The sequence below is a fragment of the Shewanella sp. SR44-4 genome, assembly GCF_014163715.1.
In the GTDB taxonomy this organism is placed as follows: Bacteria; Pseudomonadota; Gammaproteobacteria; order Enterobacterales; family Shewanellaceae; genus Shewanella.
The window spans coordinates 15020-41590 of the sequence record NZ_JACJDU010000006.1; the positions used below are offsets into that span (position 1 = coordinate 15020).

Below are 26571 nucleotides of genomic sequence, written 5' to 3' on the forward strand. Positions count from 1 at the left end.
AAAAATAGATATTTCTAATATGAATAAGATTATGCATTTGTGAGAACTTAATCAATGTCTTAACGTAAATTAATTCAAAACACTCAGTTTAACGAGCAAAATTTATCCATAAATAAAAACAGTGCAAATAAATGCACTGTTTTTATGTTACTCACCATCAATTTAATGAATATAAAAATTGGTATTATTTGAATAATTATTCGCTAATGCGTTCCATCTTTGCAAGATAGAAACCATCGAAGCCGCGTTCTGAAACTAAGATGTTTTCATCTTCAATAAGCGTAAACTGTGGATTGTCTGCAAGAAATGCATCAATTTGATCGCGATTTTCTTCTGGCATGATTGAACAAGTCGCATAGATTAATATTCCGCCGACTTTAACCATACGGCTGTAGCTTTGCAAAATATGTTTCTGCAATTCAACCAACACAGGCAAACGCTCTGGAGTATCACGCCATTTTGAATCTGGATTGCGTTTTAGCACACCAAGTCCAGAACAAGGGACATCTAATAGCACACGGTCAGCGGTTAATTTTAAACGCTTAATGGTTTTCGAACTGGCAATAATCCGTGTTTCAACATTATGAGCACCTGCACGTTTAGCGCGAGTTTTAAGATTATCCAGTTTCCATTGTTCAACATCCATCGCGAGCAAACGGCCCTTACCTTGCATTTGTGCCGCAATGTGCAAGGTTTTACCGCCTGCGCCAGCACAAGCATCAACAACACGCATACCTGGTTTTGCATCCACAGCATTGGCAACTAACTGTGAACCCGCGTCTTGCTGTTCAAACCAACCGTCTTTAAATGCATCGGTGCGAAATAATGCTGAGTCTGATGTGACCTCAATAGCAGAAGCTACATCGCTTACTTCTATTGCCGTTACGCCTTCTTTTTTAAGCCTTTCAATAAGGGCGTCGCGATTACATTTCAGTTCATTAACGCGTAAATAGCGTTTTGGTTGTTCAGCCAGTGCCGCACGTTCAGCAGGCCACTTATCACCAAGTTGTGCCTGACCAAGCTCATTTAGCCACTCAGGACAACCATCCCATAATACAGGATCAGTTTTGGCTTGTTCTAGATTCGCCTCAAATGCTGCTTGCTCTAGTTGCAATGAATACTGCATTTTAGGTAAATCTAAGCCGTGAAATACATGCCAACCGTTGAGTAGTTTTGACCCTAAACGATCAAATTCTTCTGGTTTAATATCAACAAGAAAACAATATAAGTTTAAACGACGTAAAATATCGCCGGTGACTTGCGTGATCCGCGCTTGCTCTGATGGGTTAAGCGTTAAACCAGAAAAATGCTCTGAATAAGCTCTATCTAATGGTTTTCCTCGGGTTAACACCATGGTTAGCACATTTAAGACTAACTCTGATGAACTGCCTGACAACGGATAAGTCAACATGGGGGCTCTCTATCTAATATAACGATCAATTTAAAAACGTGCTGATCATAGGGATTAACGCTGTTGATAGCAAGGCCATATCAGCCTTTACTCCTCACTTTGGCAGCATAAAAGAGTCAATCATTCTATGTTTATAGATTTTCTGTGAATGACCTTTTTTAACATCACCCGACCTTAATACATTGAAGCTAACCCTTCCCCCTTTCACTACTGTGTGATGTTATGTTCACTAATGCAATGCATTAAAAAGCGGCCCGAAAGCCGCTGTTGATTTAGTGTAATGTATCTGTAATCAAAACCAGATTACATTTTTGAGCCTTTAGCGCCATAGAATAAAATAAACGCATAACACACCACAGGTAAAATAAACGCCACTTGTAAGCCCATACTATCGGCCATCACACCCTGTAATAACGGTACAATTGCGCCGCCAACAATGGCTAAACATAATATGCCACTGCCTTGTGAGGTGTGTGGGCCTAAATCTCGGAGTGCTAAGCTAAAAATAGTTGGGAACATAATCGAATTAAACAATCCAACTGCCAAGATAGACCACATGGCCACTGCGCCAGTACTGTTCATTGCCACTAACACCAGTGCAGCGGCAACAAAGGCATTAAAGGCTAACAAAGTACCTGCTGGAATTTTTTGCATAATAACCGAACCGACAAAACGGCCTATCATCGCCCCGCCCCAATAGTAGGTGATATATTTAGCGGCTTCTGCTTCTTGTAAACCGGCAACTTGCTCTTCGCCTAAAAAGTTAACTAAAAAACTACCAATAGACACTTCAGCACCAACATAGACAAAAATACCTACAGCACCTAACACCAAATGGATGCTTTGTAAGGCACTTGTTTTGCCATTATGCGTTATCACGCCAGTCGCTGAATCATCGCTGTGTTCAGCAATGGTAGGTAAATTGAGTTTAGAAAAAATTAACGCGAGTAAGCCTAACATCGCAGCCAAAATAAGGTATGGAAGTTTAACCACTTCTGCTTCTGATTGCGCTTGGCTTAAGCCTTCTACCGCGCCAGATGCAACAGATAATATCAATACAGCACCAAAAAAAGGAGCAACCGTCGTGCCTAATGCATTAAATGCTTGAGTTAGGTTTAAACGACTTGATGCGGTTTCAACGCTGCCTAACGCATTGACATAAGGGTTTGCCGCCACTTGTAAAATGGTGATCCCAGACGCCAATACAAACAGTGCACCAAGGAATAATCCATACGTTGCAAACGCTGCAGCAGGGTAAAATAACAAACACCCGATACAAGCAATAACAAGCCCAGTCACGATACCTTTTTGATAACCTAATTTTTTGACTAACTTACCTGCTGGTAATGAGACTAAAAAGTAGGCTCCAAAGAAACAAAATTGGATCAACATCGCTTCGGTGTAATTAAGCGAGAACACCGCTTTTAAATGTGGAATGAGAATATCATTTAAACAGGTAATAAATCCCCACATGAAAAACAGTGAAGTTAATGACACAAGTGCAAAGCGATAACTACCGCTGCCTCCGGTCACTGTTGTTTGTTGAGTACTTTGCATTGATGAAGCCATAGTGTGGTCTCTTCTTGTTAATTATTATGTCGCTGTTTTATAAATTTATAATGGCGGCCGTATAGCATTTGAAGTTTGATACATTAATTTTTATATTGTCTCTCTACTGAAAACTAATAGATCAAAAAAGCTGAAATACTGTCGTATTTCAGCTTAGTCACTCTACTTAGCAAGCAAGCCATAAAAACTGGCATAACTTGGTAATACGATAGTCGCAGGATGCTGTTTATCTTGCATGCCACTGAGTAAGCCATGTCCATCTAAGGTCGAAGATAAACGTAACGCTTTTAGGTCAAAGGTTTGTTGCATTGCTGACAAGTTAAACAGAACTAGCATCCGTTGTTGATCTTGACTGCGGATAAACGCTAATACATCAGGATGGCTATCAATAAACTGAATATCACCTTCAATCAGGATATGTTGCTGTTTACGCCACTGTAAAAAATGACGATAACTGTTCAGTATTGAATCTTGATCGGCTTCTTGTACATCTACAGCACTATTATTGTGTAACGGATCTATTGGTAGCCAAGGTGTTGCCTCACTAAAACCTGCATTAGGTGCTTCTTTTACCCAAGGCATTGGCGTGCGACATCCGTCACGGCCTTTAAACATCGGCCAAAATGCTATGCCGAAGGGGTCTTGTAATTGATTAAACTCAATCGGTGCTTCCGTTAAGCCTAATTCTTCACCCTGATAACTACACACACTGCCGCGTAATGAAAACAACATCGCATTGAGCATTTTCACCATCGTTTGGTTAACACTATCTTTACCCCAACGTGATGCAACCCGCTTCACATCATGATTGCCGATAGCCCAACATGGCCAACCATCACCAATACTGGCTTCCAGTTCTTCAACAGTTTGGCGAATATAAGCCGCGCTAAAATCATCGGTTAACAACTCAAAACTGTAGGCCATGTGTAAACGGTCATCGCCTTGAGTGTATTCAGCCATCGTGGCAAGTGAATCTTCAGATGACACTTCACCTAAGGTAACCGCGCCAGGGTAGCGATTAATTAATGCGCGTAACTCTTCAATAAAGCCAACGGTTTGTGGACGAGTATTATTGTAGTAATGGTATTGGTAAGCATACGGGTTATCTTCACTGAAGCCACGGCCTTGACGCTTATCTTTTGGTTTAGCGGGGTTATCGCGTAATTGTTCATCGTGATAACAGAATGTAATCGCATCGAGACGGAAACCATCAACGCCTTTTTTAAGCCAAAATTCAACATTATCCAGCACAGCTTGACGAACCTGCGGACAATGGAAATTCAAATCTGGCTGACTTTTAAGAAAATTATGCAAATAGTATTGCTGACGGCGTGGTTCCCATTCCCATGCACAACCGCCAAAAATAGCGAGCCAATTGTTTGGCGCACTGCCATCATCTTTAGGATCGGCCCACACGTACCAGTCTGCTTTATCGTTATCACGGCTTTGACGACTTTGCTCGAACCAATCATGCTGATCTGAGGTGTGACTGAGTACTTGGTCAATCACCACTTTTATATTTAATTGATGGGCTTTCTCAATAAGTTGATCAAAGTCGGCCATGGTGCCAAACAGTGGGTCTATTTCAAGATAATCACTAATGTCGTAACCAAAGTCTTTCATCGGTGATTTAAAAAAAGGCGAAATCCAAATAGCATCAACGTTTAAACTGGCAATATAATCAAGTTTAGCAATGATGCCCTGTAAGTCGCCAACACCGTCACCATTAGAATCCATTAAACTGCGTGGATAGATTTGATATACCACTCCACCGCGCCACCAGGTTACCTGATCCATTGCTTCCCCTTAGAATTAAGCTAACCCCAAAATTACCTGTGAGTTACCTTGATGTTGCGGCTGGGTAACAGCTCGCTGTTGTTTTTCATTACCCCGAGGATACGTGAATAAGGAAATCAGGTTCAATACACCTGCATACGTATGCAAAGAATTAATTGACCTAACGCACTTACTGGAAACAATAAAAAAACCATGAATACAATAGGTTAAACTGCATAAATAGTATCCTTAAGTTGTTTCGAAATTGTAAAATTGAGCCGCTAATTCGCCACTAATAACGTTGAATACGTATGCATAATATTGTCGGCAAAACTGTACTGGGAGTAGTATCGTCACTGTTGCGCAACAATTTGGTCATAACTTCAGCACTTATGCAGTCACTTATAAAAGTTAATTAAGCATGCTGAGGGAAAAACACAATAAAGACTGTAACCAAAATTCAAAAGGACACTAACACTCGACCTGGACTTCAAGTTGTTAAGTATCCACTAAAGGGGAAAGATGAATGTTGCTATTTAAACCGAGCCTACTTACGCTAGCGTTAGTTGCTGCAGGTGCAAGCATGAGTGCTTACGCTGCTGATGACGTTAATACTACTGACACTGCCGAAGAAAATATTGAAGTGATTCAAGTCACTGGTATTCGTCGCAGCTTACAAGAATCACAATCACTAAAAATGTCTTCATCATCCATTGTTGAAGCCATTTCTGCCGAAGACATTGGTAAATTGCCTGATGTCAGTATTGCAGAATCACTCGCACGCTTACCCGGTGTATCAGCACAGCGTTTAGATGGACGTGCAAACGTTATCTCTATCCGTGGTTTAGGCCCAGATTTTACTACCGCGACATTAAACGGTCGCGAACAAGCCTCGGTTAACGATAACCGTGGTGTTGAGTTTGACCAATATCCTTCTGAATTATTAAATCGTGTTGTGGTGTACAAAACACCTGATGCGTCTGTCATGGCGCAGGCCATTGGCGGCACGGTAGATATGCAAACTATCAGCCCATTAACCCATGGTGAGCAAACTATTGCGATGTCGCTTCGTGGCGAAATGAATGATTTAGGATCACTTAACAGTGGTTCAAGTGACACCGGTTATCGTGGCAGCATTTCATACATCGACCAGTTTGCAGACGACACTATCGGTATTGCGTTAGGTTATGCCCGCATGATGTCACCCAACCAAGAAGAACGCTGGCAGGCATGGGGTTACCCAGAAAATGATGCCGGTGACAGTGTTTTAGGTGGCGCAAAACCATTTGTGCGTTCAAGTGAATTAGAACGTGATGGTGTATTAGCTGTATTTGAATACGCACCTAATGAAAAATTCACTTCAGTTGTTGACATTTACTATACAAAGTTCACTGATGACCAGCGTTTACGCGGTATTGAAATCCCTGCAGCTTGGGGTACTAACGGTGGAGTGACTGCGACAACTACCGAAGATGGTTTAGTGACACAAGGAACCATTAATGGTGCCGAAGTCGTTATCCGTAATGATGTCAACAAACGTGATGCTGAATCACTTTCAATTGGCTGGAATAACAAGTTCACCATTAATGATAACTGGCGCGTTGAAGCCGATATTGCTTTATCAAAAGTGGATCGTACCGACATTGGTATGGAAAGTTATACTGGTACAGGCCGTGGCACCGGTGTTGGTGCAGTTGATGACTTAGGCTTTGCTTACAACGGTAATGGTGGTTACAACTTTACTCATGACCTTAACTATGCAGACCCTAATGTCATCAAATTAGGTGACCCACTGGGTTGGGGTAGCCCACTTGGTGCCAATACTCAAGACGGTTTTATTAACAAGCCTGAAATTGAAGATGAGTTAAACTCATTCCGCTTAAGTGCTGAATATGTGTTTGATGAAGGTGCTGTGCGCAGCGTTGAGTTTGGTGTTAACCGCACTAATCGTGATAAAAGCAAGCTTGATAAAGGTTATTACCTAACGTTAGCGGGCTATGACGGCACAGATAACTACCTAGAGTCTGTACCAGAGCAATATTTATTATCGCCAACCTCACTCGACTTTTTCGGCATGGGTGATGTGCTCAGTTATGATTCGTTAGCCTTTTACAATGCGGGCGGCTATACCGAAACAGACGTAGCAGATGTCGATTTATCCCGTGCGACTAACTCTTGGGACGTTTCAGAAGAAGTCTCAACTTTTTATGTTAAAACCAACTTAGAGTCTGAGCTATTCGGATTCCCACTAACCGGTAACATTGGTATACAGGCCGTTCATACTGATCAAAGCTCAAATGGCACTGTCGCGACAGTTGAAGATGATGCAGTTGTATTGACAGCACGCACAGCGGGCGATACCTACCTTGAATGGTTACCAAGCATGAACTTAGGCTTTGAAGTTGCCGATGGTCAAATGCTGCGTTTTGCCGCTGCACGTACGTTAACCCGCGCACGCATGGACAAAATGAATGCTAACGTAAACTTTAGCTACAACGAAAACCCAACTGACGGCGTAAACTGGTCCGGTGGTGCAGGTAATCCAGAACTACGTCCATGGTTAGCGCGTCAGTACGACATTAGCTACGAAAACTACTTTAGCGACCAAGGTTATTTCTCATTAGCTGTGTTCTATAAAGACTTAGAAAACTATGTATATGACCAACAAGCTCCTTTTAACTTTGGAGAGTTGTTTCCAAATCGTGAAGGTAATCCAATTGGTTTAGCCTCACAACCACAAAATGGTGAAGGTGGTTATGTACAAGGTATAGAAGCGTCTTTGTCTCTCGACTTTGGCCTTTTTGCAGACCAACTAGAAGGTTTTGGTACTATCTTAAGTGGTTCGTACAACGACAGTGAAGTGAAAGAAACACCAGATAGCGATCCAACCACGTTACCTGGCCTTTCAGAAAAAACCTTCAATGCCACTGTTTACTATGAAAATGCTGGCTTCGAAGCACGTATTAGCTCACGTTACCGTAGTGACTTCTTAGGTGAAGTCACCGCAATCAGCTTGACTCGTGTCAACGTAAACGTAAAAGCTGAAACCGTTGTTGATGCCCAAATTGGTTATGACTTTACCGAAAGCGGTATCGATGCTCTTTACGGCTTATCGGTTCAGTTCCAAGTAAACAACTTAACCAACGAGCCATTTACATCGTACACAGGTGAAGATGCACGTCACGTGCGTGATTATCAAAACTACGGTCGTAACTTTATGTTAGGCGCAAACTACAAGTTCTAATAGGCTTGTAGAATGTACTAAACCGACAAAAAAAGCCTCTGTAACCAATTACAGGGGCTTTTTTATTTTTTGATACTGAATACAAATAACAAGAGATAAAAGGCGATAACAATGGATCAAACAATAATAAAAAACATTGTCATTGTAGGTGGCGGAACGTCGGGCTGGATGACCGCAGCCATGTTAGCCAAATTGTTTAAAACACAACTTAATATCACTCTCATTGAATCTGACACCATCGGCACTATAGGTGTGGGTGAAGCCACCATTCCGCCCCTGCAGATATTTAACAGCGTATTAGGCATCAGCGAGAAAGACTTTATTAAAGCGACCCAAGCAACCTATAAATTAGGCATCGAGTTTGAAAACTGGCACCAACAAGGCGATGCTTACATGCACGCTTTTGGCAATATTGGTCGTGACTTAGGCTTTACCTCGTTTCATCATTATTGGCTCAGCGCACAAGCTCATTGTGGCCAACAAAATCAAAGTACGTTTAGCGCTAAAGATTTCTGGCAATACTCGCTTAATTATCAGGCCGCTAAAAATAATAAATTCCAACCTATTCAAAGTATTGCTCAAGCGCAGATGAGTGGTATCACCCATGCCTATCATTTTGATGCCAGCTTATACGCCAACTTACTTCGCCAATACAGCACACAACGTGGCGTCACTCGAATAGAAGGCACTATAACCAGCACTCAACTCACCAATGATGACTCGATAGACAGTATCACCTTACAAAATGGTCGCTGTATTAGTGGTGACTTATTTATTGATTGTTCAGGTTTTTCTGCTTTATTAATTGAAAAAGCATTAGGGGTAGAATACGAAAACTGGCAGCATTGGCTCCCCTGTGACAGCGCATATGCCGTGCCATCTGAAAGTTCTTCTCCTGTCATTCCTTACACTAAAGCAACCGCCCACGATGCTGGTTGGCAATGGCGGATTCCACTGCAACATCGCACTGGCAATGGCATTGTGTATAGCAGCCAACATATGAGCGACGAGCAAGCTAAGCAGCATTTATTAGCCAACCTAGACGGAAAACCGTTAGCCGAGCCACGTAAAATCAACTTCACCACAGGCAGGCGCGTCAAGCAATGGCATAAAAACTGTGTTGCTATTGGGTTATCGAGCGGATTTTTAGAACCCTTAGAGTCCACCAGCTTACATTTAGTCCAATCGGCTATCATTCGTTTAACCAAATTATTTCCCCGAAACGGCATTCAACCCCAGCACATTGATGAGTTTAATCGCCAATCACAAACAGAGTTTGAGCAAATTCGCGACTTTATTATTTTGCACTATCATCTTAATTCTAAACAATCTGCCGACGGTGAACACGGTTTATGGCAGCAATGTCGCGACATGGATATTCCCGCAAGCTTACAACGTAAAATAGATTTATTTACCACCACGGCAACGGTTTTTCGGCATCAAGATGAACTCTTTACCGAAGCGGCCTGGATCCAGGTCATGTTAGGGCAAGGCATTATTCCTGCAGATTATCATCCACTTACCCAAGCGGTCACCCAAGTCGATTTAACCGACTACTTAACTAATATCCGTAAGGTCATTGCCAGCACGGTGAAGCAAATGCCGACCCATGAAACCTATATCGAAAAAATTTAAGTATTTGATAAAAAGTAATAATGCGTTAACAAAATAAAAATAAATTACATAAAACAGGACTAGTAATCATGTCATCACATTACTCACACCCAACGCCCCTAGGCCAACATCGCATCAGCAAGCTCGCATCACGTTTAGTATTAGGCTGTGCGCTCAGTGTCAGCGCCATGTCGGTGAATGCCGCACTTAACGTCGAGCCCATGTCATGGTGGGCGGGTATGCAACAACCTACGTTACAACTGTTGATTGCTGGCGATAACATTCGTGACACCCAAGTGAAATTAATCAAGGCTGAAGGTGTCACGCTCAGCAGCGTTGATAAAACCGACAGTAACGACCATTTATTCGTTAATTTGGACTTAAGCCAAGCTAAACCACAACAACTTACTTTGGGTCTATATAAAGACGACCAATTAGTTGATCAATTTGATTATGAGCTGCAAACCCGTCAAAAAGGTTCACGCGATCGCCAAGGGTTTAGTAATAAAGATGTGATTTACTTAATCACTCCAGATCGTTTTGTTAACGGTAATCCCGACAATGATAACCACCCAGACATGCTTGAAAAAGCCGATAGAAGCTTTGATGACGGCCGCCATGGTGGTGATATTATGGGGATCCGCAAAGCACTGCCCTACTTGCATGATTTAGGCGTGACTCAGTTGTGGATTAATCCTTTGCTTGAAAATAACCAACAAAAATATTCTTATCACGGTTATTCCACCACAGATTTTTATAAAATAGACCCTCGTTTTGGTAGCAATCAAGAATACCAAGCCTTGGTAGAAGAAGCGCAAACCTTTGGCATTGGCATCATCCAAGATGTGGTTGTTAATCACATGGGCTCCGGTCATAAATGGATGAGCAGTATGCCGAGTAACACTTGGATTAATGGTCAATCACGTTGGGTGAAAGACCCTACAAATGTTAGCTATTCAAGCCATAGACGCACTACCGTACAAGATCCTTACTCTGTGAATGCAGACACGGTCGATTTTAGTGATGGATGGTTTGACGTCACTATGCCAGATCTCAATCAACGCGATCCGCACATGGCAACATACTTAATTCAAAATAGCATTTGGTGGGTTGAATACGCGGGGCTGAGCGGTATTCGCGAAGACACCTACTCTTATGCTGACAAAGATTTTCTAACAGCATGGTCAAAGGCCATTATGGATGAATACCCGCATTTTAATATTGTTGGTGAAGAATGGAGTAGTAACCCAGTGACGGTAAGCTACTGGCAAGCTGGAAAGAAAAATGCAGATGGTTATCAATCTTTTGCACCTAGCATGATGGATTTTCCGTTGTATGACTCTCTTATAGCAAGCTTAACCAAAGAGGAAGATTGGGGCGCTGGATTTATCGATCTTTACCAAATGTTGGCTAACGACGTGGTGTATGCCAATCCAAGCCAGTTAGTGTTATTTGAAGGTAATCACGACACTAACCGTATTTACAGTTTAATGAAAAACGACATTGCACTGTACAAAATGGCCATGGCTTATGTACTGACCAGCAACCGAATCCCACAAATATTTTACGGCTCAGAAATAGTCATGCAAAGTCCTACAGAAGACCGTAACGACGGCGCTGTACGCGCAGATTTTCCTGGTGGCTGGCCACAAGACAGTGTCAATGTGTTTACGGGTAAAGGGTTGAATGCACAACAAACCGAAGCACTTAACTTCGTACGTACATTATTAAATTACCGTAAAAACTCATTAGCGATTCAACAAGGTAAGTTGCAGCACTTTGTGCCAAAAGACGGTGTTTATGTTCAAAGTCGTCATCAAGGCGATGAAACGTTACTGATCATTTACAATAAAAACAGCCAAGCCATTGAGCTTGATTTACAACGTTTTAAACCTGCTATTAATGACAACACTGCTGGCGTTGATATTATCAACAAACACACGTACTCATTATCTAAGCCGCTTACCTTGGCCAATAAAGGTGTCACGATTCTTAAACTGAGCCATTGATTTTTATCACAGATATGTAGACTCGAATATGTAGAGTCGAATATTTAGAGTCGAATATTTAGACGTTGGAATTTACGCTCTAAAGTTTAGATACAGATACGTTCAGTTATTTGACATTAAGGAGTGGTTCTATGTTCTCCAATAGAATCACTCTCATAAAAATAATAAAAGAGAGACTCATGCGCCCCATCACTAAACCGTTAGTAAGCCAACTTCGCCTACCTTCACCGACCCCAAAGGCATTGGTACTAGCCTGTATACTGGGGTTAGGATTAAGCGCTTGCCAACCCAATAGCGTTGAACAAACTGATACTGCGGTAAAAAACGATAACGAAAACGTATCAGTTACTCAAACAAGTCAAACTGTTGCAACAGGCAAACCTGTGGTATATCAAGTATTCACTCGTCTGTATGGCAACACCAATACTACCAACAAAGCTTGGGGAACTATAGCCGAAAATGGCGTAGGTAAATTCAGTGATTTTACCGATGTGGCATTACAAGATATAAAATCATTAGGCACCACTCACCTTTGGTATACCGGCGTACCACATCATGCGTTGGTCAATGACTATACGGCTTATGGCATTGGTAATGATGATCCTGATGTCGTCAAAGGCCGTGCGGGCTCACCTTATGCGGTAAAAGACTATTACAACGTCAATCCAGATTTAGCGGATAATCCGGCTAATCGATTGGCAGAATTCGAAGCATTAATCGACCGCACCCATGCCAGTGGTATGCAAGTCATCATCGACATCGTACCTAATCATGTCGCGCGCAATTATCATTCTATTTCAGCGCCAAAAGGCGAGCCAGACTTTGGTGCTAACGACGATAAAACTAACACCTATAGTAGACACAACAATTTCTATTATGTAGTCGGTGAAGACTTTCAAGTCCCACAAGCATCGGATGGTTATCTGCCATTAGGCGGCGAAACACATTCCCTCATTGATGGAAAGTTTGCCGAGTCACCGGCTAAATGGACCGGCAATGGCTCACGTTTAGCCAAGCCCGATGCCAACGATTGGTACGAAACCGTTAAAATAAATTATGGAGTCAAACCCGATGGTAGCCATGACTTCCCTGCTCTGCCAAAAGAATATGCAAACAAAAGCGCAGCCGAGCATTTAGCCTTTTGGCAAGCACAAGCGACTGATGACATTCCAGATTCATGGCGTAAGTTTGAGCACATTGCGCAATATTGGCTAGCCAAAGGCGTAGATGGTTTTCGCTACGACATGGCTGAAATGGTACCAGTAGAGTTTTGGAGCTACCTCAATAGCCACATCAAGCACACCAACCCAAATGCGTTTATTCTGGCTGAGGTGTATAACCCCGATTTATACCGCGATTATATTCATTTAGGTAAAATGGATTACTTGTACGACAAAGTCGATTTATATGACAGCTTAAAAGCCATAATTCAAGGTAAAGCTAGCACTGCAGCCATTGCGACAGTTCAAGCCAAAGTCAGTGACATCGATCAGCACATGCTGCATTTTTTAGAAAACCACGACGAACAACGCATCAACACCATCGACTTTGCCGGCAATCCATTTAATGCCCTACCAGCGATGGTGGTGTCTACAACCTTAAGTCGCTCACCCACTTTGCTATATTTTGGCCAAGATGTAGGTGAATCAGGCGCTGAAAATGCAGGCTTTGGACAACCGACCCGCACCAGTATTTTTGATTATGTGGGCGTACCGGCTCATCAACGCTGGATGAACAACGGCAAGTTTGATGGCGGACAGTCCACAAGCGATGAAAAGACATTACGCGGTTATTATCAAACGTTATTAAACTTAAGCCACACTGCTACTGCGCTAAGCGGTGAGTACAGGGAACTCGATAGCCTACAACGCCAAAATAAGCTTAAAGGCTATGACGACAGCGTATTTGCTTTTAGCCGTTTTAACGAAGTACAGCAATTGATCATTGTCAGTAATTTCAGTCAAAGCCACAGCAAACAATTTACCCTTCAGTTACCAAACACACTGATACAAACGTGGCAAATTAGCAGTAATAAAAAGCTGACAGATTTGCTGAAAAGTACCCCACAGAATCAACAACTCATTTTACACAAAGATGGCAGCGCCAGTGTTGATATTGAATTAGCCCCTTTGCAGTCTGTTATTCTTAACGTCGCCAATAAGGCATAAACTGATACTTATAATTGTTTAGTTTATGTAAAAAAGTATCTCATTAAAAAGCCACAGATATGCTTACCTGTGGCTTTTTTAAACGTTTATCGATAACGCACAGACTAAATATTCGGCATCGTTTCAATTGCGCTTAAGGGCAATCCACAGGCCTGTTCGCGTAAAAAATCCATTCCAGACAAAAAGCCTGAAAACATTTTTAGCGCTATAAACTGGCCCTCAACCGTAGTGATATAATTATCACCCTGCTTATTCAGTGCTCCAGCTGAAATTAAAAAACTCATTTCTAACGGGAATGCGTGCCACAAAGACTTGCCGGTATAGGCTTTACATTGTCGATTGTCCAGTAAGCCGCAGCCCATCATCATCATTAAATAATGCTGTGACAGTGCCTTGGTTTTTAATGGTTTGGTATAACAAGTGCCGCTATGTCCTGCTTTGATACGGTTAATGTAATCTGGGATATTAAAACTGGAAATTCTAAATTGCTCCCCAAAGCGGCCAAATGCGCCTGAACCGACACCGAAGCAGTCTTCACCATCTAATACATATTTATGTTCAACTGGCTGACCAAAATTACGGCTAAAGGTCCACGGAAACTCCATAATATAGTGTTCAGCTAACGCTTGTTTTACCGCTAAAAACTGTGGCCATAACGCTTCAGGTTCGCCAGCAAGGCAACCGGCTTTTTTGCGATTTTTACCAATGCCAATGGTTAACGGATAAGTGGTAATTTGATCTGGACGTAAACGAATGGTTTGAGCCAAGTCGTTCGCCACCGTCTGCGGTGTTTGCATGGTAAAGCCATACATCATATCGAGATTAACCGTAGGGATAATCTCGATAGCGCGGCTAACATACTCAGCTTGTTGTAAACCGCTGCCAAATTTTTCAAAACGACCAACCGCTTTTAAAATCTTATCGTCAAAGCTTTGTATTCCAATCGACATTCGGTCGACCAAACCGTTAAGCAAATGCGGCTGACCATTTTTAAAGTAAATAGGATCGCTTTCACAAGTGACTTCACGTACTGATGTTAATGACTTAATCAACTCTATTGTTTTGATCAGCTCATCTTCTAAAATAGTTGTGGTGCCACCGCCGATATACACCCGATTAAAACGAAATCCTTTGGCAAGCACTTGGCGGATTTCTTGTCTCAGCGCCTTAAAGTATTCTCGGGCTACTGGTTCATTAAATTTAATTTTATGAAACGAGCAATAACGGCACAAGGTATGACAAAAAGGAATGTGGATATAAAGCGTTTCAATCGGCTTGTCTGGCACAATCAGCTGTTGTAATTCATCAAGTGCTACAGCATCTTGCAGATTTAATGAATGTCTTATGGTTTGGCCCATAACCCAGTCAAGGCTGCTTGTGGCAATATTCAACTTTGAGGACGAAAAGAATGTGTTCATGAGTTGGCCTTAGTCTTAGATACTGCCAATGGCATGAGTATTTAAATCAGCAGAATGGGCTTCAGCCAATCCTGAGTATCTGCGTAAGTGTGCTATTTAACAGCGATTATTTGTGTGATATTAGATTGCGTGATTAGATTGCGTAATTAGAAAATCTATATTTATATGTATAACCACACCTTTACCTTTATCTACACAATACGAGCCTTCCTATTGTTAAAGTTTGATGTTGATCACATATTGAAATTCAACGGTTCAAAGGGGATTGTGTGCTTAATTGGTGAAATGGATTTATCCGAGCCAGAAATCAACACTGAAGAGTTAGTGAGTGAAATTGAAGAGTGTATGGTAAATTATATTTACATTAGGCTTATCTAGAACCAACTAGTGCTAAGCCACATATTGTCATCTTGATTAATTTAGTGATTACAAATTTTATCTGCTGCAGTGGTAATACCGCCGTCACTGGGAATAAACTTACCTTTGCCCTCTAAAAACTCAATCAGCATCTCAGCGTCCATCTCTGTTGCAGAGCAAGTATGATAACGAGTATCTGCACCAAATGTAGTTTGCATCATCATTTTAAGTTCTTGTTTTGTTAACGCTGAGCCGTGGGTTAGCATCATTTGCATAACTTGATGACCGTGAACTGATCCAGACATAGTATCTCCAATTAAAGATGTAATTTATTTGTACTTTATAACGTATTTTTTAATTATAAATATCGATCTCACACACAAGATTTGATTCAGTATAATGGTTCAACAACAGGCCTTGGTTATAATGAAAAAGGATCACCATTCCAAGTGTCTTGGAGTGTCCGCCCTAAAGGGGTTAAAGTGAATGTTAGCACTGTGGGCAAGTGGTGTGTGGGTAACATTTTCAAGGAGAAAACGCTCTTGGTGTGAGAAACTTAGTCACTAACCCAGCGCTACTTGCAGAAATCAAGTAACTGCGATTCGCCGAACTTTAGCTGATGAAATGAGAAGTCACAGATAGCAGATCTGTGAACTTCTGGATTACATCTTGTAGATAACTGTCTATAATTATGGACTTTGCTATTTATTTGGCGGTGATTAAGGGGTTATGACTGTTACCGCAATTGCAGAATGATAATTGATGCTTTAGTTTTTAAGCAATTTTCGCATCGGAATGCAATCCAAACTAATTCCCCTTGGCGAATGATAAGTCGATACTTCATCACCAACAAAACCACAGGCACGGTAAAATGACGCTGCGTTCAGTGTAGATTCAAGTTGTAATAATTTCAGATCATTATCCAAGGCTAACTCTTCCAGAAAAACCAACATGAACTTTGCGACCCCTTGGCCAGAATGGTCAGGATCGACAAAAATAGCGTCTATCATGCCAGTTTCGAGATTAACTTTACCGCATCCGATAACACGATCCTTGAATACCGATACAAAGAAGTTCGCTACAATATCATTAATCAATGCTGCTGAAATGTCGCCTTGTGTCCATAGTGCCAACTGCGATGAACTATAAAAGCCGGTGCATTTTTCAATAATAGCTCGGTTTCTCATGCTGTAAATAGATTGAACGTCAGACTCTAGCGCTTTCCTGATTTTCATCATAAATGACCTTGAATTAGTGACCTCATGAATGTAATTTACGGGTTTGGTGACCAGCACCAATAATTGAATAAATCACACGTCTTCATTATCAATAACATAACGCTTAGCGCTTGTTTTAACAACTGTATTGCTCAATAGCACTAGTCTGTGCAATCTAAAACTCAACCATTAGATTAATCGCGTTACAGCCAAGCTCAAAACTGCAATAATAATGCTATGCGCAGTAACTGATTGATTATTCGACTACGTTATCCGCTTCATGTTTAATTTACCTCTAATAGGATTTCCCCATGCGCGCTTTTGTAGTTCGAGCCAGAGCAGCTCCCGTTGATAGCCAACAATTTTTGGCAGGTATTGGTCAATCGGCCCACACTGAAATTTTAGCTCACACTTTGATGAATACCATTTTTGTCGCCCAATCACATCGCGACGATGTAGTGGTGTATTTAGTGTTAGAAAGCACCCTCGATTTTTCTCGCACCATCTGTTTCCGTTCAAGTGAGTTAGGTCATATTGGCGGCTTCCATGAGCAAAACTTAACCCATAAAATTGCTAAAGCTTTAACGACATCTAAAGGCATGGCGAAAGAACAGTTACGTGAAGTTGAAGCAGGTATCACAGTGCGCACTGTGAGTTTTGAAAAACTGGTGCAAGAGTTAGCGGAAGATTATCAGCTGTATATGTTAGAGAAAAAAGGCACCCCAGTACGTGATATCGAGTTTGCTGCTAACCCGTGTTTTTTACTGACCGATCATATTCCTATGCCTAAAAAGAGCTTTAACAGTCTTAAACGCCTGGGTACCCAGCATATAAACTTGGGGCCCAAAATGTTGTTTGCATCACAATGCGTGGTGTTAATACACAATGAATTGGACATGAGATTGTAAATTAATACGATTGCGTAAAGGATAAAGTGTTGGTGAACAATGTCTGAGTCAAGTAATCAACCCTGAGCCAATCATTGTTCGTGGGGTAATAAAATTGTTGCGTAATTTCACTTCAAGCACTTGCTTGGCACACTGAATACGTATGCAAATCTTTGCTGTATAAACGAAAAGCGTCATATATTACTTGTTCTAAAGATAAAATAATAATCAACAAGGACATACTATGGCGCGCGTTTTATTTAACGGAGCAAATCCGCTATCCACACAGTCACACTTTGCACTTAATGTTATCGCAGTAGCTTGTGCTGTCGCGTTATCAACCATTCCCAGTCTCGCTCAAGCTAAAACCATTAATGTCGCCTCGCCTGACAAGCACATCAACATCAGCTTGACCGATGATAATGGCCGTCCTGAATACCAAGTAAAATTTAATGACAATATTGTTATCAACCCAAGTAAATTAGGGTTGGTATTTCAACAGGTAGGTGAATTAGGTACTGATTTTAACATTAAACATGTGACTAACAGCAGCGTAGACCAAACATGGCAGCAACCTTGGGGTGAACGTGAAAATATCCGCGATCATTACAACCGCGTGGTCGCCACTCTGAGTAACGGCAAAATTGACTTCGATATCGAATTTAAAGCATTTAATGACGGTATTGGCTTTCGTTACCTAGTGCCAAAACAAACCGGGTTGGCTAACACACCAAAACTCGATATTACCGATGAATTGACTGAATTTGCCATCCCAGATCCACAACACACAACCGCATGGTGGATCCCCGGGCGCGGCTGGAACCGCTACGAATATTTATACCGTACAACCTCACTTGATAAAATCGACAGAGCCCACACACCTATGACTTTTAGAACGGCTGATGGCGTGCATTTAAGCATCCATGAAGCCGCCCTCACCGATTATGCCGCAATGGTGCTTAATCAAGGGCGTGACGGTATTTTACGTGCTGATTTAACCCCCTGGTCAGATGGTATTCGAGTGAAGACTCAACCTGGCTTTTCAACACCTTGGCGTACGATTCAAATTGCTAAAGATGCCCCAGGTTTACTTAACTCAGATCTTATCCTTAATCTTAATGAACCCAATAAACTAGGTGATGTGTCTTGGGTGCAACCGGGTAAATACGTCGGCATTTGGTGGGGAATGCACCTCAATGAAAACACCTGGGGAAGCGGCCCTAAGCATGGTGCGACCACCAGCGAAACTAAGCGTTATATGGACTTTGCCGCCCAATATGGGTTTGATGGGGTATTGGTAGAAGGTTGGAATGAAGGCTGGGATGGTAGTTGGTTCGATAACGGCGATGTATTCAGCTTTACGAAGGCTTACCCTGATTTTAATATCGATGAGATTACACAATACGGTCACAATAAAAATGTCCGTTTAATTGGTCATCATGAAACCTCAGGTTCAGTGACTAATTACCGAAATCAAATGAGTGATGCTTATGATTTATATCAAAAACATGGCGTGACTCAAGTTAAAACCGGTTACGTAGCAGACGGTGGTGACATTAAGCGCGTTGATGAAAATGGTATAGTGCGCCATGAATGGCACGACGGCCAATTTATGGTTAACGAATATCTACATAGCGTTACCGAAGCCGCAAAACGTGGCATTAGCATTAATACTCACGAGCCGATTAAAGATACCGGTCTACGTCGTACTTATCCAAATTGGATAGCACGCGAAGGCGCTCGAGGCCAAGAGTTTAATGCATGGGGAAGCCCACCTAATACTCCAGAACATACAGCAATTCTACCTTATACCCGTATGCTGGCTGGGCCGATGGACTTCACCCCTGGGATCTTTAATTTAGCGCCTGAAGGTCTAGATGCGGTTAACCGCGTAAAAACCACACTCACAAAGCAATTAGCCTTGTATGTCGTGTTGTACAGCCCTATTCAAATGGCTGCAGACTTACCGCGTAACTATGTGCAACGTCTCGATGCCTTCCAGTTTATTGAAGATGTACCAACAGATTGGAGCGACAGTATCGCCCTTGCAGGTGAAGTTGGCGACTATGTTGCCTTTGCAAGAAAACAGCGCGGTGCAGAAGACTGGTATCTAGGCGCATTAACAGATGAAGAATCACGGAAATTGACGCTAAAATTAGACTTCCTCACGTCAGGGAAACGCTACCAAGCCCAAATTTATCGTGACGGTGATAAAGCGGATTGGCTAACAAACCCTTATGATTACGTGATTGAAACCAAAATCGTTACTGCAAAAGACGCGCTGACACTTAACCTCGCAGCCAGTGGGGGTACCGCGATTCGTTTTAAAGCCTTGTAACGCTAGAATGTTACATAAGTGTTCGCATTAGGTTGCTCACAAAGCATGAATACGTATGTAGTCAGTTGTACCAAGAACAAGCTCGAGGATACTATAAAACATGCTATTTCGTTTCTAATTGCAGGATGGAATGGTTTAGGTCGTTTATGGTGTGTCTTCGGCCATGGAGACCATCAGCTTTAGAGTACCTTGATTAACTTTATCCACTGATTATTTGACGAAAGTCGCTAATGGATAAAGCGTAGGTTTTGGCGAATACCCGTCTTAGGGAGATGCGTATTCGCCATTTTTTTAACTATTAATATGTAACGTAGCCAACGTAATGGTTACCAACGAATTCTCCATAAGCAATAAAATTAAAAGAAGTAAGCACAACGACTTACCAAAAAGGATGTCACATGTCTGACAATAATTATAAAAACGTCACCCAACAACCGCAGCTTAATTTTTGGCAAATCTTCAATATGTGTTTTGGATTTTTGGGGATCCAATTTGGTTTCGCACTGCAAAACGCCAATGTCAGCCGTATCTTTCAAACTCTAGGAGCATCCATTGATGATATTCCCATTTTATGGATTGCCGCACCGCTCACGGGTCTCATAGTACAACCTATCATCGGTTATTTAAGTGATAACACCTGGAATAGATTAGGCCGTCGTCGCCCCTATTTTTTAATTGGTGCGGTATTAACCACATTGTCGCTATTTATCATGCCGCACTCACCTACGTTATGGATTGCTGCGGGTATGTTGTGGATTATGGATGCCTCAATCAATATCGCCATGGAGCCGTTTCGCGCTTTTGTCGGCGATAATCTTCCCAAAAACCAGCGTACCCAAGGCTATGCAATGCAGAGCTTTTTCATTGGTATTGGTGCGGTGGTGGCATCTGCCTTGCCATATATTTTAACCAATGTATTTGATGTCGAAAATACCGCCCCAGCGGGCGAAATTGCCGACTCTGTACGCTATGCATTTTACTTTGGTGGCGCGGTACTAATGTTGGCCGTGGGTTGGACCATTATTTCAACCAAAGAATACTCTCCAGAGCAATTGGCTGAATTTCATCAACAAGACACTACTGATGCACAAGACACTAACGCCAATACGCGTACAGTCAAACAATATCAACATGGTGCCATTATATGGATGGCGATTGGCGCCATTTTCACTCTCGCAATTGTAAGCCTAGACCTAGATAAGCAACTTTATATTTTAAGTTTGGGTATTTTTACCTTCGGACCACTGCAACTTTACTGCTCGCGTAAGTTAGCCAAACTGTCAAACAATAACGCTGAATCGTCAGCAACACGCGACGGCTTAGGCATGACGTTTAATGTTGTCGATGATTTGTTTCATATGCCTAAAGCCATGCGTCAGCTAGCGCTGGTACAGTTTTTTGCTTGGTTTGCCCTATTTGCAATGTGGATTTACACCACAGCGGCCGTTACTTCGTACCATTACGGCACCACTGATGTGGTATCACAAGCCTATAATGATGGTGCAGATTGGGTCGGTATCTTATTCGCGTCATATAACGGCTTTGCTGCAATTGCTGCGATTATTATTCCGTTTCTAGCCAAAGCCGTCGGCATTAAGCTCACCCATACCATCAACATGTTTATTGGCGGTGCGGGTCTCATCAGCTTTATGTTTATTGAAAACCCTAACCTGTTGTGGATACCGATGATTGGCGTTGGTTTTGCTTGGGCATCCATTCTATCGGTACCTTACGCCATGTTATCAGGTGTGTTACCCCCGAAAAAAATGGGCGTTTACATGGGGATTTTTAACTTCTTCATTGTGATCCCACAGCTGTTAGCGGCCAGTATTCTTGGCTTATTGCTTAAGGTATTTTTTGATGGACAACCTATTTACGCGTTAGTACTAGGCGGGATATTTATGATGTTGTCGGGCATTGCGGTGTTATTTGTCGATCAAGACAAGCAAACACAATAAGAATTACCAGTCTTTGTCACTGGTAACTAGGGTCTGTTGATCTTTGCAGGTTAAATTTTGTTCGAGATAAAAACGTTTTAATCGAGGCGAGCGGATTGCTGCCTAGCAATCTAAGCTACTTTTACTTAACGAAGAGTAACTCAACAAAGAGTAAAACGTTTTTAGCCGAACCTTTCGGGCAGCGTTTGTTGGTCATTTTTACTGCGTTATCGACTTTTTATGTAGAATAACTACACCACAAAGTCTCTGCCTTGTACAAATGACCAACAATTTGCTGCAAAAACAACCTTGAAAGATCAACAGGCCCTAAATTAAGATCATTATTTTGGGGAATTCCATGTTAAAACCACATTTACTCACGCATCACAGCATCATAGCGAAAGCTGTCACAACTAGTCTGATGGCACTAGCCTTAAGTGCATGCTCACCAGCTGATACTCAAGTAAACACACAAGCTCAGGTTATTAACGTCGCACCCGGTACGCCGGGCATAGAACCTACTTGGGCTTTCTCAGGAAAAACTGGTATAGGCACATCTTATGAGCCCTATGTTAACGGCCATTATCAAGACACAGCTGCAAACCCTGTCAGTAAAGTGTGGTTTTCGATAGCTCAAGGCGTATTAACCGAAACCATGTTTGGCCTTATTCACAATGCCCAGCTTAAAGAACTGCAATTTATTATCTCTGGCAATGGCTTTGTCGATACTGAAAAAGACCACACTATCAGCACTATTGAGTATTTAGATACCGATGATATGGGACGACCATTATCGCTGGCTTATAAAGTCATTAATAAAGATGTTGAAGGTAAATACCAAATAGAAAAACATATTTTTACCGATCCCGATAGAAATAGCTTGATGATGAAAGTCACCTTTACTGCTTTTGAGGCTGGCATTACGCCACACCTTTATGTCAATCCGCACATTGATAACAGTGGTTCAAATGACATTGCTAGTGTTGAAGGCCAATCGCTAGTGGCTTACACCAGCGACACTAATTCAACGGTAATGACCGTTAAAACAGATGTTGATTTTGTCGCTGCAAGCGCTGGGTTTGTCGGCACATCAGATGGTATTGTCGATTTACAAGATAACGGTAAACTTGACTCTCATTACCAAACCACTAGCGACACCAATCAAGGCGGCAACGTCGCCCTAACCGCACAATACCCTACCCTCACCAATGCTAATGACAGCCTAAGCTTTAATTTGGTTATTGGTTTTGGTAAAGACAAAGCAAGCAGCTTAGCCACCACTCAAGCGACATTAGATGCGGGTTATGACGCCGTTAAACAAGCGTATTTAGGCGACGATAAACATCTTGGCTGGAAAGATTACTTAGCCTCGCTGAAGCCATTAAATGACATGAGCAGCAACACTACAGATAACGGTAAGTTACTCTATGCCAGCGCCTTAGTGTTAAAAGCTCAAGAAGATAAAACCCATGCTGGTGCGTTAATCGCATCACTTTCAAATCCTTGGGGCGACACCGTTTCAGCTAAAGTCGGTAGCACAGGCTATAAAGCCGTATGGCCACGTGATTTTTACCAATGTGCAATGGCATTTTTAGCCATGGGCGATACTCAAACACCAAAAGTGGCTTTTGAATATTTAAAGCAGGTTCAAGTACAACAACAAACACCTGGTTTTGCAGGTACACCTGGATGGTTTTTACAGAAAACCCATGTCGATGGTGAAATTGAATGGGTTGGCGTGCAGTTAGATCAAACCGCTATGCCAATCATGCTCGGCTGGAAACTGTGGCAAGCAGGTGTGCTTAGCGATGCAGAAATAACACAATGGTACAACGACATTCTTAAACCAGCCGCTAACTTTTTAGTTAAAGGCGGTAACGTAAAACTGGATTGGAATGACACTGAAATTAACCCTCCTAGTACTCAACAAGAACGCTGGGAAGAACAAGCAGGATTCTCTCCATCCACAACTGCAGCCGTAATTGCCGGTTTAGTGGCTGCCAGTGATATTGGAGCGCTAGCCAAAGATGAACGAGCACCTGAGTATGCCGATTTAGCACGTAAGCTTCAAAGTCAGCTTGAAACCACGATGGTCACCACCACTGGCTTATTAGGTGAAACAGATGCCAAAGGTAATATTGCGCCTTACTATGTTCGCATTAGCCCAAATGGTAACCCTAATAACACCGATAAACTCATCGATAACAATGGTAAACCTGGTTTAGATCAGCGCATGATCCTCGATGGTGGTTTTTTAGAATTAGTCCGTTATGGTGTGGTTAACGCCCAAGACCCTGTTATTAAAAACAGCGTCATGCTAATAGACAACCAAGGTCTTGAAGATAACTTACGAGTTAAATACCAATTTACCGCCAAAGATGGCAGTAAAGTACCAGGATATCGCCGCTATGGTAACGATGGATATGGTGAAGACACAGTCACAGGTCTTAGCTACGCAGAAAAAGGCGACACCGTAAATCAACGAGGTCGAGTATGGCCTTTCTTTACCGGTGAACGCGGTCATTACGAATTAGCCTTAGCAAAAGCGAACGACACCTTAACCCCTGACACGAAGAAAGTATTAATCAATACCTATGTTCAAGGCATGGAAACCTTTGCTAACCAAGGGTTAATGTTACCTGAGCAAGCTTGGGACGGCGTAGGCAATGAGACTCGTTATAATTACAAAATGGGCCAAGGCACCAACTCAGCAACACCGCTAGCGTGGACTCATGCTGAATACGTTAAATTGGTGCGTTCGATGACCGATGAAAAAGTATGGGACTTTTACCCTGTTGTACAACAAACACTCGCTAAATAGCACTGTATTAATCACAGTGTATTGATAGCACTGTATTAGCTTGTTCAATAAGCCGTTGTGACTCACAACGGTTTTATTTTTTGTGTGTATTTTGAAACAAATCCTTGTTAATTCAACACTATCTTGTTACAAATACACCGGATTAATAAAAGTTAACGTTAAGGAACAACAAATGGATTGGTATGTAAAAGTATTGAAGCAGTATTTTGATTTTAGCGGCCGTGCACGTCGTAAAGAATACTGGATGTTTGGATTAATCAGTGCGGTGATCAGTATCGTACTGACGCTATTAGACATGGGTGTCGGTTTTTACAGCGACGTCTACGGTGCAGGGGTATTAAGCTCAATTTATTCACTCGCCATCATGATCCCAAGTATCGCAGTGAGTGTCCGTCGTTTACACGACACAGACCATTCTGGTTGGTGGTTATTATTGATATTTATTCCATTACTTGGCATATTAATTTTACTGGTTGTGATGTGCTTTAACAGTAAAGATGACAACGAATATGGGCCAAATCCAAAAACAGTACCAAATCCAGACAGTCCCGATAATTTAACGGTTTAGTCCTAAGAGACTTATTAACATCGTCGTTATCGTCAATACCACGAAAAAAGCATAGTCATGGACTATGCTTTTTTCGTATGTTTTTACCCATCATTGCTTACCACAACAAATACTTGGATTAACTAACTTTTTGCTGGCATTAACTAGTTTTTTGCAGGCAGTAACTAATCTTTTGCAGGCAGTAACTTGGTCACACCATTCATCAATAATACCGCCAAACCACCAGCAACAACACCAAATAGTGCATTCAACACGCTTGGGGTTAATAGCCCTAAAACGTCACCAACAACACTCACTTGGCTTACCAGCGTTTCTGCATGCACAATCCATTCAGACACCACATGAATTCCGTGAGTTAAAATACCGCCACCGACCATAAACATGGCAATAGTGCCGACAAATGTCAGGACCTTCATTAAGTAAGGGGCAGCAGATACTAATCCTAAACCCAATTTATGCCCTATTCCACTTGGCTTACGCTGAGCCAGAAACAAACCAAGATCATCGATTTTAACAATCCCTGCTACTAAACCGTATACCCCTACCGTAATCACAATGGCAATCACACATAAGGTTAAAAATTGCCCCATTAGATCCATGTGTGCAGCAACACCTAAACTAATAGCGATGATCTCAGCCGATAAGACAAAATCGGTACGAATAGCCCCTTTTATTTTTTCTTTTTCGAATGCGGCTAAATCTTCGATATCCGCTTTTGCTTTGGCGACTACCGCATCGTCATCAATCACAGGAGCACGCTTATGTGTTAGTGAATGATAGACTTTTTCAAAGCCCTCATAACATAAAAACAAACCACCAAACATTAATAAAGGCGTTATAGCCCATGGAATAAATGCGCTGATCAGCATGGCCATCGGCACTAAAATCACTTTATTTTTAAATGATCCCATCGCCACCGCAAATACCACAGGCAGTTCACGATCAGAAGCAACACCCGACACTTGTTGTGCATTTAAGGCTAAATCATCACCCAGAACGCCCGCAGTTTTGCGTGCAGCCACTTTACTCATTGCCGCCACATCATCCAGAATAGTCGCAATATCATCTAATAGGGTTAATAAACTGGCACCGGCCATAAAAAACTTATCCTTTAAAAACAATTGAATAGCAGGAATTACACACATGTTTGAAAGCGATTTAATGATATGAGCACGTAAGTTGTTACTGTAAAATAAGTGATCTTAACTCAGAGCATTAGTTTGCCAAGCTTCTGTAA

Annotated in this window: 16 protein-coding genes and 1 pseudogene; 10 read left to right on the plus strand and 7 right to left on the minus strand. The window is 42.0% G+C overall.

From position 1 onward, the window contains the following. Positions 1-196: 196 nt before the first annotated feature. The 3 genes from H5125_RS04525 to H5125_RS04535 all read right to left on the minus strand — a co-directional run bounded on the left by H5125_RS04525 (position 197) and on the right by H5125_RS04535 (position 4777). Positions 197-1411, minus strand: a complete 1215-nt coding sequence (locus tag H5125_RS04525) for an RsmB/NOP family class I SAM-dependent RNA methyltransferase (RefSeq protein WP_059746707.1) — start codon at positions 1409-1411, stop codon at positions 197-199. A 303-nt stretch (positions 1412-1714) separates the two neighbouring features. Further along, entirely contained in the window at positions 1715-2980 is a 1266-nt protein-coding gene (locus H5125_RS04530; RefSeq protein ID WP_101087626.1) for a sugar MFS transporter, read from the minus strand. Between the two features lie 162 nt (positions 2981-3142). Then, the gene (locus H5125_RS04535; RefSeq protein WP_101087625.1) at positions 3143-4777 is read right to left on the minus strand and encodes an alpha-glucosidase family protein; all 1635 of its coding nucleotides are present in this window, start codon (positions 4775-4777) and stop codon (positions 3143-3145) included. Positions 4778-5282: 505 nt separating this feature from the next. Here H5125_RS04535 and H5125_RS04540 point away from each other — a divergent pair. From H5125_RS04540 to H5125_RS04555, 4 genes are all read left to right on the plus strand, one after another. Further along, positions 5283-8000 carry a TonB-dependent receptor gene (locus H5125_RS04540; protein ID WP_182743650.1) on the plus strand — a complete coding sequence of 906 codons (2718 nt, stop codon included), beginning with the start codon at positions 5283-5285 and terminating at the stop codon, positions 7998-8000. 111 nt (positions 8001-8111) lie between these two features. After that, positions 8112-9635, plus strand: coding sequence for a tryptophan halogenase family protein (locus tag H5125_RS04545; RefSeq protein WP_182743651.1), 1524 nt, complete (start codon positions 8112-8114; stop codon positions 9633-9635). A gap of 68 nt (positions 9636-9703) precedes the next feature. After that, positions 9704-11623: a glycoside hydrolase family 13 protein gene (locus tag H5125_RS04550; RefSeq protein ID WP_182743652.1), complete on the plus strand. Its 1920-nt coding sequence runs from the start codon at positions 9704-9706 to the stop codon at positions 11621-11623. 179 nt (positions 11624-11802) lie between these two features. Further along, complete coding sequence (locus tag H5125_RS04555; protein WP_259395394.1) at positions 11803-13791, plus strand: alpha-amylase family protein; 1989 nt, start codon at positions 11803-11805, stop codon at positions 13789-13791. A 104-nt stretch (positions 13792-13895) separates the two neighbouring features. On the opposite strand, the gene H5125_RS04560 is transcribed toward H5125_RS04555, so the two are convergent. Next, positions 13896-15209: a coproporphyrinogen III oxidase family protein gene (locus tag H5125_RS04560; protein ID WP_162022954.1), complete on the minus strand. Its 1314-nt coding sequence runs from the start codon at positions 15207-15209 to the stop codon at positions 13896-13898. Positions 15210-15628: 419 nt separating this feature from the next. After that, a complete protein-coding gene (locus H5125_RS04565) occupies positions 15629-15871 on the minus strand; it encodes a YecH family metal-binding protein (RefSeq protein WP_182743654.1) in 243 nt (80 codons plus the stop codon). A gap of 90 nt (positions 15872-15961) precedes the next feature. On the opposite strand from H5125_RS04565, the pseudogene H5125_RS04570 reads away from it, so the two are divergent. Continuing rightward, positions 15962-16161: pseudogene (locus tag H5125_RS04570) on the plus strand (delta-class carbonic anhydrase); the annotation flags it as partial. A 172-nt stretch (positions 16162-16333) separates the two neighbouring features. Here H5125_RS04570 and H5125_RS04575 read toward each other — a convergent pair. Further along, positions 16334-16804: a GNAT family N-acetyltransferase gene (locus H5125_RS04575; protein WP_182743655.1), complete on the minus strand. Its 471-nt coding sequence runs from the start codon at positions 16802-16804 to the stop codon at positions 16334-16336. A 290-nt stretch (positions 16805-17094) separates the two neighbouring features. Here H5125_RS04575 and trmY point away from each other — a divergent pair, with 290 nt between their 5' ends. The 5 genes from trmY to H5125_RS04600 all read left to right on the plus strand — a co-directional run bounded on the left by trmY (position 17095) and on the right by H5125_RS04600 (position 25334). Beyond that, on the plus strand, positions 17095-17691 hold the full coding sequence (trmY, locus tag H5125_RS04580; protein ID WP_162022952.1) for a tRNA (pseudouridine(54)-N(1))-methyltransferase TrmY: 597 nt from the start codon (positions 17095-17097) through the stop codon (positions 17689-17691). 223 nt (positions 17692-17914) lie between these two features. Beyond that, on the plus strand, positions 17915-20008 hold the full coding sequence (locus H5125_RS04585; protein WP_182743656.1) for a glycoside hydrolase family 97 protein: 2094 nt from the start codon (positions 17915-17917) through the stop codon (positions 20006-20008). A gap of 398 nt (positions 20009-20406) precedes the next feature. Beyond that, positions 20407-21966 (plus strand): MFS transporter, encoded by a 1560-nt coding sequence (locus tag H5125_RS04590; RefSeq protein WP_182743657.1) that lies wholly within the window; start codon positions 20407-20409, stop codon positions 21964-21966. A gap of 337 nt (positions 21967-22303) precedes the next feature. Continuing rightward, complete coding sequence (locus H5125_RS04595) at positions 22304-24766, plus strand: glucan 1,4-alpha-glucosidase (RefSeq protein WP_182743658.1); 2463 nt, start codon at positions 22304-22306, stop codon at positions 24764-24766. Positions 24767-24938: 172 nt separating this feature from the next. Beyond that, positions 24939-25334, plus strand: a complete 396-nt coding sequence (locus H5125_RS04600; protein WP_101087613.1) for a DUF805 domain-containing protein — start codon at positions 24939-24941, stop codon at positions 25332-25334. Positions 25335-25498: 164 nt separating this feature from the next. Here the strand turns inward: H5125_RS04600 and H5125_RS04605 are convergent, their stop codons facing one another. Next, positions 25499-26431: a DUF808 domain-containing protein gene (locus tag H5125_RS04605; protein WP_101087612.1), complete on the minus strand. Its 933-nt coding sequence runs from the start codon at positions 26429-26431 to the stop codon at positions 25499-25501. Between the last annotated feature and the right edge of the window lie 140 nt (positions 26432-26571).